A 13,994-nucleotide genomic window follows, 5' to 3' on the forward strand; every position below is an offset into this window, starting at 1 on the left:
TAGGCAGGGGCCCTGGGGGAGTCAAGACGCGCTCCGGCAAGGAGCCGTACGGCTCGTGAATGCGCAGTGCGTCGAAAGGCGCGCCCGGCAGTGATAGTTAACGAGGTCATGACTTTGGCACCGAAGCTGTTGTTCGCGGACCCGAAGGGACGGGTGATGGAGCATCCCTATCTGGTGGCTACCCTGCGCAGCGGGGAGGAGCTCGTTCCCCCGCAGGACAAGCCCATCCCCCTGCCGTCCGCTGGCCGGCTCGTCCACCTGCCGGGCCGGCTCCCCGTGGGGATCGATCCCGAGACGGGCGAGTTGGAGCTGGTCCGCGAGATCAAGATGAACGGGAAGACCTTCGTGCCCAACGCGGTGGGCGCCCTGTTGCCTCCGGGCTACACGCGGACGTTCCTGCCCGGCGAGGTGAAGGCAGAGGGCCCGGTGCTTCCGCAGTGGGCCTATACCGCCGCGGCCTGGGGCAAGGACGGTCCGGTGGCTTGGGCCATCCACACCGACACGCGCTCGCACTGGGATCCGGAGAAGTACTCCACGCCCGAGCTGAAGAAGATCGTGGACGCGCACCTGGCGCGCTTTCCGGGCAACCGCGTGCTCAAGCAGCTCACCACGTGCGCGATGCTGTACCGGTGCTTCACCTCGCAGAACGTCTTCTACGTGCGCGACGAGGGCGCCATCCCCGCCTCGGTGATGTGCAACGCGCGTTGCGTGGGGTGCATCTCGGATCAGCCGGCGGATGGGCCTCCCGCCTCGCACGAGCGCATGAATGACGGGCCCACGGGCGAGGAGATGGGACAGATCGGCCTGTACCACCTGGAGCACGCTCCGGGCCGCACCATGGTCAGCTTCGGCCAGGGCTGCGAGGGCGAGCCGCTCACCCGGTGGAAGTTCATCGCCGAGGCCATCCGCTACATGCGCGAGCGCACTTCGCGCGGCTCCATCAACATCAACACCAACGCGAGCCTCACCAAGGGCCTCGAGGCGCTCTTCGACGCGGGGCTGGACGCCATCCGGGTGTCACTCAACTCGGCGTCGAAGGAGCTCTACGAGGCCTACTACAAGCCGGTGAAGTACGGCTGGGAGGATGTGGAGGCGTCCATCGCCCTGGCGCGTGAGCGCGGTGCGTACCTGGCGCTCAACCTGCTGCTCTTCCCGGGCGTCACCGATCGCGAGGGCGAGGTGAAGGCCCTGGAGCGGCTGGTGAAGAAGTACAAGGTGGATCAGGTGCAGACGCGCTCACTGTGCATCGATCCCATCCAGTACCTGGAGGTGGCTCGCGACAAGGGCCCGGGTGGAGAGCCCCAGGGCATCCGCACCCTGCTGCGCCGGCTCAAGGCGGCCCGGCCGGGGCTGATCATCGGCAACTTCGCGCGCGGGCTCGACGAGCGGGAGAACGCGGCCAGCGCCAGGCGGTAACACTGGGGTGGGCCAGGCCTCCCCCTCCCGGGCTGGGAGAGGGGAGCGGATGTGGTTGTCCAGTGAACACTTCCTCCTGGCTGGAGCCGGGGGAGGTGCCAGTCGGAGAAGTGCCCCCGCTTGAGCGAGGGCTACTCCTGCGTGGTGCTGGGGTTGAGCTCCTTCGCCACCAGATTGCCCAGCACGGCGTCCTTCGGCACGTAGCCGTCGGCGCCGGCCTCGCGGCAGATGCGCTGCAGCTCCTCCACGTTCTCGCCGGAGCACAGCAGCACCTTGATGCCCTTGAAGAGGCTGTTGCTCTTGATGAAGCGGCAGAACTGCTCGCCGTTCACGTTGGGCATGCGCACATCCAGCAGGACCAGGTCCGGACGCGTCTGCTTCTTCAGGATGATCTTCGTCGCCTTGTCCGCCGAGTCGGCGATGTGCACCTCGAAGCCCTTGGTGACCAGGTCCGCTTCGATGATGCGCGCCGTCATCTCGCTGTCGTCGACGATGAGGATGCGAGGCTTCCTTCCAGCGGCCGCCGCCATCTTCGCGGCCGAGGGGAAGCCCCCCGTCGCGGCCGGAGCAGGCGCAGCGGCAGGGGAGGGGGCTGCCGGAGCCGGAGGGGCCACCGAGGCAGGGGGTGTCGCGGGAGTCTGGGCAGGCGCAGCCGCCTGAGGCGCTACGGGAACTGGAGTTGGGCCGCGTGCAGCGACCGGTGCCGGGGTGGCCTGGGGCGCTGGAGCCGTGGGATGCGCCGCCGCGGGAGCCACGGGCCTTGCGGGCGCCGTCCCCGGAGTAGCCACCTGTGCCGTGGCCGGAGCGGTGGTGCGAGGAACTGCCGGAGTGGGGTGTGCTCCCGCCACGGGCGCCTGCGCCAGCGGACGGGGCTGAGCCACCTGTCCCGCGACAGGCGCGCGCGGAGCGGCCGGTGCCGGATGGGCTCCTGCCGCTGGGGCGGGGTGGGCTCCCGCCGGAGCTGGAGCCACCGGACGGGGCTGGGCCACCTGTCCCGCGACGGGGGCGCGCGGAGCGGCCGGAGCATGAGGAGCGGTTCCCATCGCCGGAGCAGGGTGCGCCCCCGCGGGGGCCTGAGCTACCGGACGGGGCTGAGCTACCTGTCCCGCGACGGGGGCGCGGGGTCCGGGCGCCTGACCTGGGGCCGCTGCAGGAGCCACTCGCGGCGGGGCGGCGACATTCGCCTGAGGCACGCCGGGACTGGTGGGCCGGGGGCCTGCCGCGGTGGCGGGGGGACGGGTTGCCGGAGCCACAGCGGGCGGGCGGGGGGACGCCGCAGTCCCCGTGGGGCGGGCACTCGGGGCCGCCGGAGCTGTTGCTGGCCGTGCGGGAGCTGCCGCACTTGCGGTGGGAGCGCCCAGAATGCGCATGATGCCGCTGATGACCGCCTCCAGGCCGCCGCCTTTGAGGATGTAGCCATCCGCGCCCGAGTTCCGGGTCTTGGCCGCGAGCTCCTCCTCGGAGATGTCCGAGTAGAGGACCAGCTTGGAGGTGACCTTCTTCTGGGTGCGGAGGTACTCGACGACGTCATCGCCGAACATCTCCGGCATGTTCACGTCCATGAGGATGAGCGCGAACGGCCCCTCGGTGAGCTTCTGGTCGAGGCTCGCCAGGTCGGTCGCCCCAGTGGCATGGTAGCCAGAGGCGGCGAGTGCCCGGACCGTCAGTTCCACCAGCATCGGGCTATCATCGATGACCAGTACGCGAGACATCTGCCTCCTCAAGGAATACTGCCGTTACCCTACACCGTTGAGTGGGCCCGGACCATGTGATTCGGTCCACCCTTGACCCTCTTCGCTAGCCTCCGGATACTTTGGCGCCTTGACCAACACTCCCCTTCAGCGTGCGCTGCGGATGGCGCCCGACCGAGCCGTTGCAGGCCAGGCCCGGCCGGAGCAGGAATTCTTCTGTTTCCGCGCGGGTGAGCTCCGCCTCGCGGTTCCCAGTGAGAATGTCCTCGAGGTTATCCGCACTGGGCTCCTCACGCCCCTTCCCCGAACCCCATCCTTCCTCTTGGGTGTTACCGGCCATCGCGGCGAGGTACTCCCTGTGATGGATCTCCTGCGCTTCCTTGGCAAGGGGGAGGCCCGCGTCGGGGCCAGGACCCGGCTCTTCATCGGCACCAGCGGCAACTACCGCGTCGGTGTGGTGGCGGATGCGGTGCTCGGGCTGCGGCGCATTCCCGTGGCCGACATCCTTCCTCCTCCTCTGGGTGGGGATGCGGCCGTCGAGCACTTGCTCGGCGTCTATGGCGGCAACTCGCCCCAGGACGCCATCGCGCTCGTCAACTTCACCAAGCTGCTCCAGAGCGCCCGGCAGCGGGCGGTGGTGCGATGATCTACGACGATCACGCGCCAGCGGTGAACGAGGTCGACCTCCTCTTCTTCGAGGTCGGCGGTGTCGTCTACGGCACCGATGCCCAGCAGGTGCTGCGCATCGACCGCTCCCACCCCGACGATCTCGAGGTGGCGGGGCTCGGCTCGCTCAAGCGTGGTGGCCGTGCGCTCGTCTTCGAGACCCCCGAGGGGGAGGGCCACCTGAAGGTGGACGCCATCCGAGGCGTGCGCCCCGTCCCCATCGTGGAGCTGCGGCGGCTGCCCATCGTGGCTGGCGCCGCGTCCTACGCAGTCGGTGTGTTCCTGGACCAGGAACGCCCCGTGATGCTCATCGATCTTGTTGAAACCTTGAATGCTCAAGGAAGGCACTGAAGGCAATGTCCCCCGCTGACACGAAGAACGAAGTTGTCCCGACGGAGGGCGCTGCTCCCGCCCCTCGCTCCAAGAAGGCCGGCTCCCTCAAGCCCCTCACCGACACCGTGATCGCGGTGCTGGCGGGCAACCTCGAGGCGCGCGTTCCCAAGAACGCCCTGGAGGATGATGCCGCCGACCTGGCCCAGCTCTTCAACCAGCTGCTGGATCGCCACGCCTCCGCCGAGCGCCGCAAGCAGGTGGCCGCCCAGGAGATCGATCAGGCCATCGACGCGCTCATCACCCTGGTGCGTGAGGGCGACCTGTCCCAGTGGAACACCTCCACCGAGGACGCCCAGCTCGGGCCCCTGCTCGAGGGTTTCGGCAAGGTGATCGAGACGCTGCGCACCTTCGTGCGGGAGATCAACGAGGCGGCCCTGCGCCTGTCCTCGTCCGCCAACCAGGTGCTCGCCGCGTCCACGCAGCACGAGACGAGCTCCACCGAGCAGGCCGCGGCCATTCACGAGACCACGGCCACGATGGAAGAGCTGAAGCACGCCTCGGCGCAGATCGCCGAGAACGCCGGCAGCGTGGCGCGCGTGGCCGAGGAGACCCTGGGTGCCGCTCGCGCGGGCCGGGGCGCCATCGGCGAGTTCATCCAGGCCATGCAGCAGATCCGCAGCGACGGCGTCGCCGTGGCCGACTCCATCACCAAGCTGTCCAAGCGCGTGGAGCGCATCGGCACCGTCGTCGAGGTCATCGACGAGATCGCCGACCGCTCGGACCTGCTCGCGCTCAACGCGGCCCTCGAGGGCAGCCGCGCCGGTGAGGCGGGCAAGGGCTTCTCCATCGTCGCGGCCGAAATGCGCCGCCTGGCGGAGAACGTCATGGAGTCCACCAAGGAGATCAAGAACCTGATCACCGAGATCCGCGAGGCCACGGCCGCCGCTGGCAGCGCCGCGGATGCCTCCAAGGAGGCCACGGAGTCCGGTGAGAAGCTGGGCGCGGTGGCTGCGCAGGCCGTCGAGGGCATCCTCGCTGGCGTGCAGGAGACGAGTGACGCTGCCCGCGTCATCAACCTCGCCACCCAGCAGCAGCGCACCGCCACCGAGCAGGTGGTTGCCTCCATGGCGGAGATCGAGGACGTGACGCGTCAGACTACTCAGGCCTCCAAGCAGGCCACGGGTGCCGCCGCCGAGCTCACGCAGCTCGCTGGCCGTCTGGCGGAGCTCATCAAGCGTTTCAAGGCCGACTAAGTCAGGAGCGGGAGGGGCACTCGGGGCGGATTTCCGTCCTGACGCCCTCTGGTCATGGACACCGAGTCCCTCAAGAGATCCCTCCTGTCGAAGTTCCAGGAGGTCAGCGCAGACCGTCTCCAGAAGATCCAGCTGGGTATTCTCGATCTCGAGAAGCCCACCGCGGATCAGGCGGCGGACGAGGTCGCGCGCGAGCTGCACACGATGAAGGGCGAGGCCCGCATGCTGGGCCTGGCCGCCATCGGCCAGTTGGCACATGCGGCCGAGGACGTGCTGCGCGCCGAGCGAGACGGGAGGGCGGCCACCGAGGTGGCGACGGACCTCCTGTTGCGGGCGTGCGACATCATCTCGGACCTTCTGGAGGACAACGAGGGCGCGCAGTCGGGCACCCCGTCCTCGCAGGAGATGGTCGAGGCGCTTGCCGCGGCTTCCGGGCACGCGCCTCCGCCCATCGGGGGCGTCAAGGCTCCCTCGCGCACCTCCATCCCGGCGGTGCCCGCGGTTCCCGTGGTGGAGGCCACCATCGAGGAGCACGCGGAGCCCGTCTACGTGCCTCCTCCGGCCGCGGCGGTGTCTGCTCCGCCCCCGCGCGCCGCCAAGGCCGAGCACGCCCACGAGGAGGGTCACTCCCACAAGGCGCTGGCCGATCGCAGCATCCGCGTGAACGTCGAGGTGCTCGACTCGCTCGGACTGCTCGCGGGAGACCTCCTGGTGGAGAGCGCGCGTGGCCGTCTGCGCGCGGCCGAGGCCGAGGCGCTGCTCCAGCGCTTCTCACGCCTGGGTGACCGCTTCCTCAGGCTGGCCGACATCTGGATGTCCCCAACGTGCTGCGCAACGACCTCGAGCGCATCGAGGGCGACCTGCACATGCTGCGCGACGACGCGTTCCGCTTCGTGCGCCGCAATGGGGATGGCATCGAGACGCTGCACGGCAACCTGTCGATGATGGCGGACCACGTGGCCGAGGCGCGCCTCGTGCCGCTGTCCACCGTCTTCGACGCCTTCCCGCGTGCCGTGCGCGACATCGCCCGGGCCCAGGGGAAGGAGGTGGATCTCGTCATCGAGAACGCCGACCTGGGTGTGGATCGCTCGATGCTGGCCGACGTGCGCGACGCCCTGGTGCACCTGCTGCGCAACGGCGTGGACCACGGTCTGGAGACACCCGACGATCGCCGCATGCTCGGCAAGCCCTCCGCGGGCCGGCTGCGCATCCGCGTGCGTGCCGACGGCGACATGCTCAGCATCGAGGTGGATGACGACGGCCGCGGTATGGACCCGCAGAAGCTGCGGGAAGTGGCCGTGCGCAAGGGGCTGCTGACCGAGTCCCAGGCCGCCGCCCTCTCCGAGCGCGAGGCCATCGAGCTCGTCTTCCGCGCTGGCTTCTCCACCCGCCAGGAGATCACCGACATCTCCGGCCGCGGCGTGGGCATGGACGTCGTCAAGAAGAAGGTGGAGTCGCTGGGCGGCTCGGTGGGCATCGTCAGCCGCCTGGGCCGTGGCAGCGCCATCACCTTGCGCCTGCCGCAGTCGCTGGCGTTGATGAAGGTGCTGCTGGTGCGCCTGGGTGACGACGTCTACGGCATGCCCGCTGCCGACGTGGTGGCGGTGATGCGTGTGAAGCCCGAGGACCGGATGGAGGTCTTCGGCACCCTGGCGGTGAAGCACCGGGGCAAGCCCACCGCGCTGGTGGGTCTGGGGCCGCTGCTGGGTGTCAACGGTGGCAACCGCTTCGACAAGCCGCCCGCCGTGGTGGTGCGTCACGGCGACGACCTGGCCGCCCTGGTGGTGGACGGCTTCGTGGATGAGCGCGAGGTGGCGGTGAAGCCCTGTGGAGGCGAGTTCCTCAAGGGCGCCGCCTTCATCGCCGGCACGGCCGCGCTGGAGGACGGCCGCATCGCCGTGCTCCTGCACGTGCCGGACATCATGACGGAGGTGCGCCGCGTGGCGCGGCCCGTCACCCAGGGCCAGTCCGCCAAGCGTCTGCGAGTGCTGCTGGTGGACGACTCGCCCATCGCGCGAGCCACCGAGTCCGCGCTCGTCAAGGCGCTGGGGCACACCGTGGACGAGGCCCAGGACGGCGAGGAGGGCTACCTCAAGGCCCAGTCCCAGGCGTACGATCTCATCCTCTCGGACGTGCAGATGCCCCGGCTGGATGGGTTCTCGCTCACGCGGCGGCTCAAGTCCACCGCGGGACTGGCTCGCGTCCCGGTCATCATCCTGTCTTCGCTCGCATCGCCGGAGGACAGGCGGCGCGGTGCCGAAGCAGGCGCGGATGCGTACCTGGTCAAGGGTGAGTTGGGCGTGGAGAGCCTGGCTCAGACCATCGATCGTCTGACCTGATGCGAGGCTAGGGGGAAGCTTGGACGTCGGCGCGTCCGCATACCGAGTGTTGCTCGTGGGCGAGGTGCTCCGGGGAGCGTCGCGGGGGTTGTTCGACGGGGTGGTGCTCGCCCCGGCCGGCAACGTCCTCGAGTTCTCCGAGGCCCTCGAAGGCGTCCAGCGCCTGCACCCGGACGTGGTCGTGGTGGACCTGTCCGGTCAGGAGGCCCTCAAGGCCATTGAGCGGGTGATGGCGGAGCGGCCCGTGCCGGTGCTCGCGCTCCACCCGGGCGTGCTCTCCGGGGCGGAGGCCTTCCAGGCGCTCGCCTTCGGGGCCGTGGACGTGGTGGATCGGCCGGCCGAGCCCGGCACCGACTTCTGGCAGACGGTGGGCCGCAAGTTGATGCTGCTCGCCGAGGTGCGTGTGTCGCGCCCCGTGCAGGTCCAGAAGCCCAACGTGCGCCCCGCGCCCACCGAGGCGCCGTATCCGCTGGTAGCCATCGCCTCGTCGCTCGGCGGGCCCAAGGCCCTCTCCGTGGTGCTGAAGATGTTGCCCAAGGACTTCCCCGCGCCCGTATGCATCTGCCAGCACATCAGCCACGGCTTCACCGAGGGCCTGGCCCAGTGGCTCGGCTCCGAGTCTCCGCTGCGGGTAGTGGAGGCCTCCGACGGCGAGGAGATGGCGCCCGGTAATGTCTACATCGCCCGCTCGGGCTCGCACCTGGTGGTGCGCTCCAAGGGCCGGCTGGTATTGGATACCAGCCCTCCCGTGCGCGGCTTCCGGCCCTCGTGTGACGTGCTGCTGACGTCGGCGGCGGAGTCCTTCGGCACGCGTGTGATGGGGGTCATTCTCACCGGCATGGGGCGCGACGGCGCCCGCGGACTCAAGGAGATCCGCGAGCGCGGCGGGCGCACCATTGCCCAAGACAAGGCGAGCTGCGCCGTGTACGGCATGCCCAAGGAGGCCGTGCGGCTCGGTGCCGCTGAGGAAATTCTGCCGCTCGAACAAATTGGACCAACCCTCATCCAGTGGGTGCAGACATGCTGACAGTGACCTCCAAGGCCCTGCAGCAGCTCTCTTCTCTCCTGCTGGAGCGGGCAGGGCTGAAGATCACTCCCGACGGCTACCACAGCCTCCGGCTGGCGCTGTCCACGCGCATGCCCGCGGTGGGGATCGTCAATGCCGAGGAGTACGTGAGGATGCTCCGCACGGCGGAGGACGAGCTGCGCTCGCTGTTGCCGCTCGTCACGGTGGGACACACGGAGTTCTTCCGCGATCCCAAGCAGTTCCGGGCGCTGGAGAGCCGCATCCTCCCGGACGCGCTGTGGCGGGCGAGGCGGGAGAACCGCCGGATCTCCATCTGGTCCGCGGGCTGTGCCACCGGCGAGGAGCCCTACAGCCTGGCCATGGTGCTGGCTGAGCAGGGCGCGCTCCCCATCGAGGTGGACCTGTGGGCCACCGACCTGAATCTCGCCGCGGTGGAGGCCGCGCGGCAGGGGCGCTTCTCGGGACGTCGCGTGGCCGGCATGCAGAGTGATCGCCGCACGCGCTTCTTCCGGCCGGTGGACGACGGGTACGAGATCGTCTCCTCGCTCAAGGACTACGTCCGCTTCGACGGGCAGAACCTCGCCGTTCCCGTCTTCGAGAAGGTCAAGCCGGAGTCGCTGGATCTCATCCTCTGCCGCAACGTCATCATCTACTTTGATCTGCCCACCATCCGCGCGCTGATGGACCGCTTCCTCGCGGCGCTGCGGCCCGGGGCTCTGCTGCTGCTGGGCTACTCGGAGAGCCTCTTCAAGGTCTACGACCGCTTCGAGATGGTGGAGGTGGAAGGGGCGTTCGTCTACCGGCGGCCCGTGAAGCCGCTGGCGCCGCGCACTTCAATCACCGCCGGGGGTACGCGGCACACGGTGTCCACACCCTCGGTGCTGCCATCCACCCGGGCCCTCAAGACGACGCTGGATGCCTCTACCAAGGTGCCCGCAGTGTCCTCGGGAGGCTCGGCACCGCGCAGGACGGTGGAGTTGCCCACGGCTAAAGGCCCCGAGGCTTCCCAGGTGGCGAACCCCTCGGCCTCCGAGTCACCCCGGAAGTCACTCGAGGTTTCCGCCGTAGGCTCCGAGGGGTCCCGCCCCCGCACGACAGGGGAACTGCCCGCGTGGTCGTTGATGCTGTCTCCGGGCGAGCGGCTGAACGCCGCCGTGCGGATGATCGAGCGCGGCGACTTCGTATCCGCGGTGTCTACCGTGGAGCAGCTCCTGACGGATGAGCCGGGCCACCTGGACGCGCTGCTCACCGTGGGCAACCTCTACTCGCTGACGGGACGCATCGTGGACGCGCGCGAGGCCTTCGCGCAGGCCATCAACCGCGAGCCGCTGTGCGTGGAGGCGCGGGTGTTCGGCGGACTGGCCGAGTTGCAGGCCGGAGAGCTCGCCGAGGCCCGCACGGAGCTCGGCAAGGCGCTCTTCCTGGAGCCCTCGCTGGCCATCGGGCACTACCTGATGGCGCAGGTGCACGAGCGGTTGAAGGAGCCCGAGGCGGCGCGGCGTCACTACCGCAACGCCATCTCGCAGCTGCGCTTCCCCCAGCGCCCGTTGGCCGGCCACTATCCGGAGCTGCCGGACTCGGCCGAGGCCATCTCCCGCGCGGCGCGTTATGCGCTCGCCGCGCTGGAGGAGGGCCCGCTGCTGTAGCCCGTTACGCCAGGCCCTTGTCGTCTTCGATGCCGCTCTTGCTCGGGTCGAGCGCGGCACTGAACTTCTTCTGCAGGTAGGACTTGGCCTGGCTGCGCAGCAGCATGCCGGGGTCGGTGCCCTCGCCCTGGATGGCGCCCTCGGTGATGGTGAAGTTGGCATCCAGGTTGATGCCCATCACCTTGCCGATCACCTTCGCTCCGTCACCGGACCAGTTGGCCTTCACACCGTACTTCTCCGTCCAGTACTTGAGGAGCTGCTCGACGCGCTTCCTGGCCTCGTCCTTCGGGAGGGAGTGGGGGACCTCGAACTTCATCGTGCCCATATGGCGCTCCTGGGGTCGTGAATGTACCCGCCCGGTCTAGTGATGCAGAGGCGGGAGGGGAACCTGGGTCTCGCCGCCGCGAGCACGGAAGTCAACATTGCTGTGACACGGCTGCATGGCTCCGGACGGCAAGACTGAATTCCGGGAGGAGACAGACGTCCCCGAAGCCGTGCGATTCCCGCTGCATCGGCCACGTGTTGGGGTTTGATGCCGCCGAGTCCGGACAAGGAGTGGTTCGAGTGTCCTCGCTGACCCGTTGGTTGTCCCTCGCCGCCGTCCTCGTGCTCGCCATGCCCGGGGCCGCCCGCGCGCAATACGCCTCCGATGCGCCCGTGCAGCCTCCGGACGCGGCCTCGTTGCGCACCGAGCCCCAGGCTCCGCTCACCCAGGAAGAAGGACAGCTTCCGCCCGCCGCCGCTCCCGTTGCGCAGGAACCCGAGACCAACGGGGCGATCCTCGACGGCCACCTGCGCTACGGCGCATTCCTCTCAGGCCCGGGCAGCCTCACCTTCATCCTGCACCACTCCCTCATGGGGGCGCTGGGTGGCTTCTTTACCCAGGGCATCGCCAACGGCTTCAGCCTCGAGCGCTCCTCCCGCGAGGCCATGCTGGCCGGCACGCTCATTGGTGCGGGGCTTGGCTTCGGCTCCTCGGCGTGGTGGCAGTTCTACAACTGGGTCGACAAGCCGATGGGCTACTTCGGCATCGGCAACTCCGTCATGGGAGGGATGTTCGCCGCCGGCTTCATGGACATGCTCACGCGGGACGCGAGCGCACTGGCCTGGGCCGCCTTCTTGGGCGCTGAGCTGGGCGCGTGGCTCACCGCGACGATCGCTGGAGGCCAGCTCCCGCTCGATGACGGCATGTTGGTGGCTTCGGGAGGAGGGTGGGGCCTCATCTACGGCGCGCTGTTGCTGGCCATCGTCCACTTCTCCGGCACGAAGATCTCCGGGCAGACGTGGGCGGACTCGCTGCTCATGGCACCGGCCCTCGGGGCGACGGCGCTCGCGGTGGCCACGATGAAATACAACCCCACCCCCGCGCAGATCCTCCGAGCCGATCTCTTCGGCGTGGGCGTGGGTGGCGTGGTGCTGTTGCTGTCCGGGCTGGTGCTCGGCGGGTTCGATCAGCCCACCCCGTACGTGCTGTCCTTCCTCGGCTCGGCGGCCGCCATCACCACCGTGAGCCTCCTCTGGGAGGAGGCCGCCGAGCGTCCCAGCATGGGCGTGCGCAGCACGGGGCGCTCCAAGGCCTACCGCTGCGTCTGGTGGTAGCTCGCCTGCTGGACGGCCGAGACGGCGCGGTGGCGGGTGGGACGGCAAGTCCCCATTTTTTGGGGTATGGCGCGCGTCCTTCCGTTCTCAGCCCTGCTTCCTTCGCTCGAATCGCACCTGGCGGCCGATGACGATGGCTGTCCCTTCAACGCGCCGCCCAGGTCCGCGTTCATCCGCCCGCTGCTGGATCGGGTGGACCCCACGGCGGAGCTAGGGCGGTTGCGGGAGGCGGGCTCCGTCCTGCGCGATACCCGGCCCGCTCTGTATCTGGCGGAGGTGTATAGCTCCGCGGGCCGGCTCGGAGGGCCTCCGGTTCGCTTCCTCCTGTGTGGTCTGGCGCCGGACGCAGCCGAGCCGCTGGAGGACGCGCCGTACCGGCCTCGCTCGGCCCAGGTGGAGCCCACCGTCACTCTGGCGGCGGACGACCATGGGGTGCTCCGGGCCCTGCTGGCGGAGGCGGCCGAGCGCAGCAGCACCGTGTGGCAGGGCACCTTCGAGGACGCGCCGGTGTCCCTGCGGCGCATCGAGCCCTCGCCCTTGGCCCGGCGCATCATGGCGGTGCTCGACGAGGCGCCCCTGCGCCCCCTGGCCGAGCTGGATGAGCGCAGGACGAGTCTGGCGGCCATCGTGCCGCTGTCAGATCCCGGGCTGCACTTCGAGCCGGTGCACCGCGCCATCCAGGGAGTGGAGACCTTCGAGGAGGAGACGTTCTTCGCCCTCGTGAGGGCGTACGCGCGCATCTATGACCTGGAGGAGCCCCTGACGACGCCTCGGGGCGTAGCCCTGGCGAACGAACGCCTGGCCACGTTGGTGCGGGGACACCACGCGGTGCTGATGGTGCTGCCCGGAGGGCGGGGGAAGATTCTCCGCTTCCGACAGGGCCTGGACCTGGCGCACCTGAAGGCCGCGCCGCGCAGCCCGACGTTGCGCAGCCTGGACCTGGCGCTGCTCAACGCACTGGTGCTGCGCACGGTGCTGGGCATCAAGGATCCCGAGGAGCCGGGGCATCCGCAGGTGTTCGCGGTGCAGGGGCTGGACTCGTTGGTGCGAGGCGTCCACGGGGGGACGTTCCAGGTGGGCTTCGCGCTCAACCCACCGCCGCTGTGGGAGGTGCGCGCGGTGATGGAGGCGGCGCAGTGCCTGCCGGCCAAGACGTTATGGGTGGAGCCCGCGCCGCCCGCGGGGCTCCTGTTCCTGGATCCGGAGGCCTAGGAGCGCGGGTGGGCGCCCCGCTGACAGAAGCGCTGGAGTGGCCTCAGCGCATGCCTCTCGAGCTCCGGCCCGGGGCTGGAGAGACGCTTGATTCTGTCTGTGGCGGCGAGGTGAGGTTGCTTCAACGCCGCCGGGGCTACCGCTTTACGTTGGATCCGGTGCTGCTCGCGCACTTCGCCGTCTACGAGGCAGGAGCGGTGCGGGGCCGGCTGATGGACCTGGGCACGGGCTGCGGGATCATCCCGCTCATCCTGGCGCGGCGGTTGGGCTGCGGGAGCATCACCGGGCTGGAGCTCCAGCCGCGCCTGTTCTCCCTGGCCGAGCGCAATGTGCACCTCAACCGCTGCGAGCGCGAGGTGTCACTGGTCCGGGGAGACCTGCGCTGCGTGGACCGGCTGTTCCCGAAGGCCAGCTTCTCCTTCGTGCTGTGCAATCCGCCGTACCGGGCGCGGGAGCAGGGGAGGATCAGCACGGACATGGAGAAGGCGCTCGCGCGGCATGAGATCGCCTGCGAGCTCCAGGATGTGGCGCGTTCGGCGGCGTATCTGCTGAGGAGCCGCGGCAGCTTCTGCGTGGTGTACCCGGCCTCGCGGCTGTCCGAGCTGATGGCCGTGTTGCACACGACGAAGTTGGAGCCGAGGATCGCGCGCATGGTGCACTCCCGCGCGGGGCGCCCCGCGAAGCTGGTGTTGATGCACGCCGTGAAGGGCGCACCCACCGGGCTGACCGTGCTGCCCCCGCTCGTCATCCACGCCGATGACGAGCAGGCCTTCTCCCGGGAAGTCAGCGCGATGGTGGAGTAGGGCGGGTCA

General features: G+C 69.5%; 10 protein-coding genes and 3 pseudogenes. 10 read left to right on the forward strand and 3 right to left on the reverse strand.

The window, feature by feature from the left end; translation table 11 throughout:
- The first annotated feature begins 108 nt into the window (after positions 1–108).
- On the forward strand, positions 109–1,416 hold the full coding sequence (locus OV287_RS24685) for a radical SAM family protein (RefSeq protein WP_267536492.1): 1,308 nt from the start codon (positions 109–111) through the stop codon (positions 1,414–1,416).
- Between the two features lie 131 nt (positions 1,417–1,547).
- Here the strand turns inward: OV287_RS24685 and OV287_RS24690 are convergent.
- Together OV287_RS24690 and OV287_RS24695 are read right to left on the reverse strand one after the other, a co-directional pair.
- Positions 1,548–2,069 (reverse strand): annotated as a pseudogene (locus OV287_RS24690) (response regulator); the annotation flags it as partial.
- A gap of 795 nt (positions 2,070–2,864) precedes the next feature.
- A pseudogene (locus tag OV287_RS24695) lies at positions 2,865–3,128 on the reverse strand (response regulator); the annotation flags it as partial.
- Between the two features lie 142 nt (positions 3,129–3,270).
- On the opposite strand from OV287_RS24695, the gene OV287_RS24700 reads away from it, so the two are divergent.
- From OV287_RS24700 to OV287_RS24725, 6 genes and pseudogenes are all read left to right on the forward strand, one after another.
- Positions 3,271–3,753: a chemotaxis protein CheW gene (locus OV287_RS24700; RefSeq protein ID WP_267542412.1), complete on the forward strand. Its 483-nt coding sequence runs from the start codon at positions 3,271–3,273 to the stop codon at positions 3,751–3,753.
- Positions 3,750–4,124 (forward strand): Frizzy aggregation protein FrzB, encoded by a 375-nt coding sequence (locus OV287_RS24705; RefSeq protein WP_267536493.1) that lies wholly within the window; start codon positions 3,750–3,752, stop codon positions 4,122–4,124. The genes OV287_RS24700 and OV287_RS24705 overlap by 4 nt, the downstream gene beginning before the upstream one ends.
- Before the next feature lie 5 nt (positions 4,125–4,129).
- Complete coding sequence (locus tag OV287_RS24710) at positions 4,130–5,359, forward strand: methyl-accepting chemotaxis protein (protein WP_267536494.1); 1,230 nt, start codon at positions 4,130–4,132, stop codon at positions 5,357–5,359.
- Positions 5,360–5,413: 54 nt separating this feature from the next.
- A pseudogene (locus OV287_RS24715) lies at positions 5,414–7,698 on the forward strand (hybrid sensor histidine kinase/response regulator).
- Between the two features lie 19 nt (positions 7,699–7,717).
- A complete protein-coding gene (locus OV287_RS24720; RefSeq protein ID WP_267536495.1) occupies positions 7,718–8,725 on the forward strand; it encodes a chemotaxis protein CheB in 1,008 nt (335 codons plus the stop codon).
- Positions 8,719–10,371, forward strand: coding sequence for a CheR family methyltransferase (locus OV287_RS24725; RefSeq protein WP_267536496.1), 1,653 nt, complete (start codon positions 8,719–8,721; stop codon positions 10,369–10,371). The genes OV287_RS24720 and OV287_RS24725 overlap by 7 nt, the downstream gene beginning before the upstream one ends.
- Before the next feature lie 4 nt (positions 10,372–10,375).
- Here OV287_RS24725 and OV287_RS24730 read toward each other — a convergent pair whose 3' ends face one another.
- The gene (locus tag OV287_RS24730; RefSeq protein ID WP_267536497.1) at positions 10,376–10,696 is read right to left on the reverse strand and encodes a polyhydroxyalkanoic acid system family protein; all 321 of its coding nucleotides are present in this window, start codon (positions 10,694–10,696) and stop codon (positions 10,376–10,378) included.
- A 239-nt stretch (positions 10,697–10,935) separates the two neighbouring features.
- On the opposite strand from OV287_RS24730, the gene OV287_RS24735 reads away from it, so the two are divergent.
- The 3 genes from OV287_RS24735 to OV287_RS24745 all read left to right on the forward strand — a co-directional run bounded on the left by OV287_RS24735 (position 10,936) and on the right by OV287_RS24745 (position 13,985).
- A complete protein-coding gene (locus tag OV287_RS24735) occupies positions 10,936–11,970 on the forward strand; it encodes a hypothetical protein (protein WP_267536498.1) in 1,035 nt (344 codons plus the stop codon).
- 66 nt (positions 11,971–12,036) lie between these two features.
- Positions 12,037–13,182 (forward strand): DUF1015 family protein, encoded by a 1,146-nt coding sequence (locus OV287_RS24740; RefSeq protein WP_267536499.1) that lies wholly within the window; start codon positions 12,037–12,039, stop codon positions 13,180–13,182.
- 50 nt (positions 13,183–13,232) lie between these two features.
- Positions 13,233–13,985, forward strand: coding sequence for a tRNA1(Val) (adenine(37)-N6)-methyltransferase (locus OV287_RS24745; protein WP_267536500.1), 753 nt, complete (start codon positions 13,233–13,235; stop codon positions 13,983–13,985).
- Positions 13,986–13,994: the final 9 nt, after the last annotated feature.

Origin of the sequence: Archangium lansingense, assembly GCF_026626635.1 — a bacterium.
GTDB lineage: Bacteria > Myxococcota > Myxococcia > Myxococcales > Myxococcaceae > Archangium > Archangium lansingense.

Bases quoted from the DNA above. Each gene is read 5' to 3' on its own strand.
- OV287_RS24730 (WP_267536497.1), bottom strand. From the start codon at position 10,696: ATGGGCACGATGAAGTTCGAGGTCCCCCACTCCCTCCCGAAGGACGAG.
- OV287_RS24745 (WP_267536500.1), top strand. From the start codon at position 13,233: ATGCCTCTCGAGCTCCGGCCCGGGGCTGGAGAGACGCTTGATTCTGTC.
- OV287_RS24740 (WP_267536499.1), top strand. From the start codon at position 12,037: ATGGCGCGCGTCCTTCCGTTCTCAGCCCTGCTTCCTTCGCTCGAATCG.
- OV287_RS24725 (WP_267536496.1), top strand. From the start codon at position 8,719: ATGCTGACAGTGACCTCCAAGGCCCTGCAGCAGCTCTCTTCTCTCCTG.
- OV287_RS24705 (WP_267536493.1), top strand. From the start codon at position 3,750: ATGATCTACGACGATCACGCGCCAGCGGTGAACGAGGTCGACCTCCTC.
- OV287_RS24710 (WP_267536494.1), top strand. From the start codon at position 4,130: ATGTCCCCCGCTGACACGAAGAACGAAGTTGTCCCGACGGAGGGCGCT.
- OV287_RS24685 (WP_267536492.1), top strand. From the start codon at position 109: ATGACTTTGGCACCGAAGCTGTTGTTCGCGGACCCGAAGGGACGGGTG.
- OV287_RS24700 (WP_267542412.1), top strand. From the start codon at position 3,271: ATGGCGCCCGACCGAGCCGTTGCAGGCCAGGCCCGGCCGGAGCAGGAA.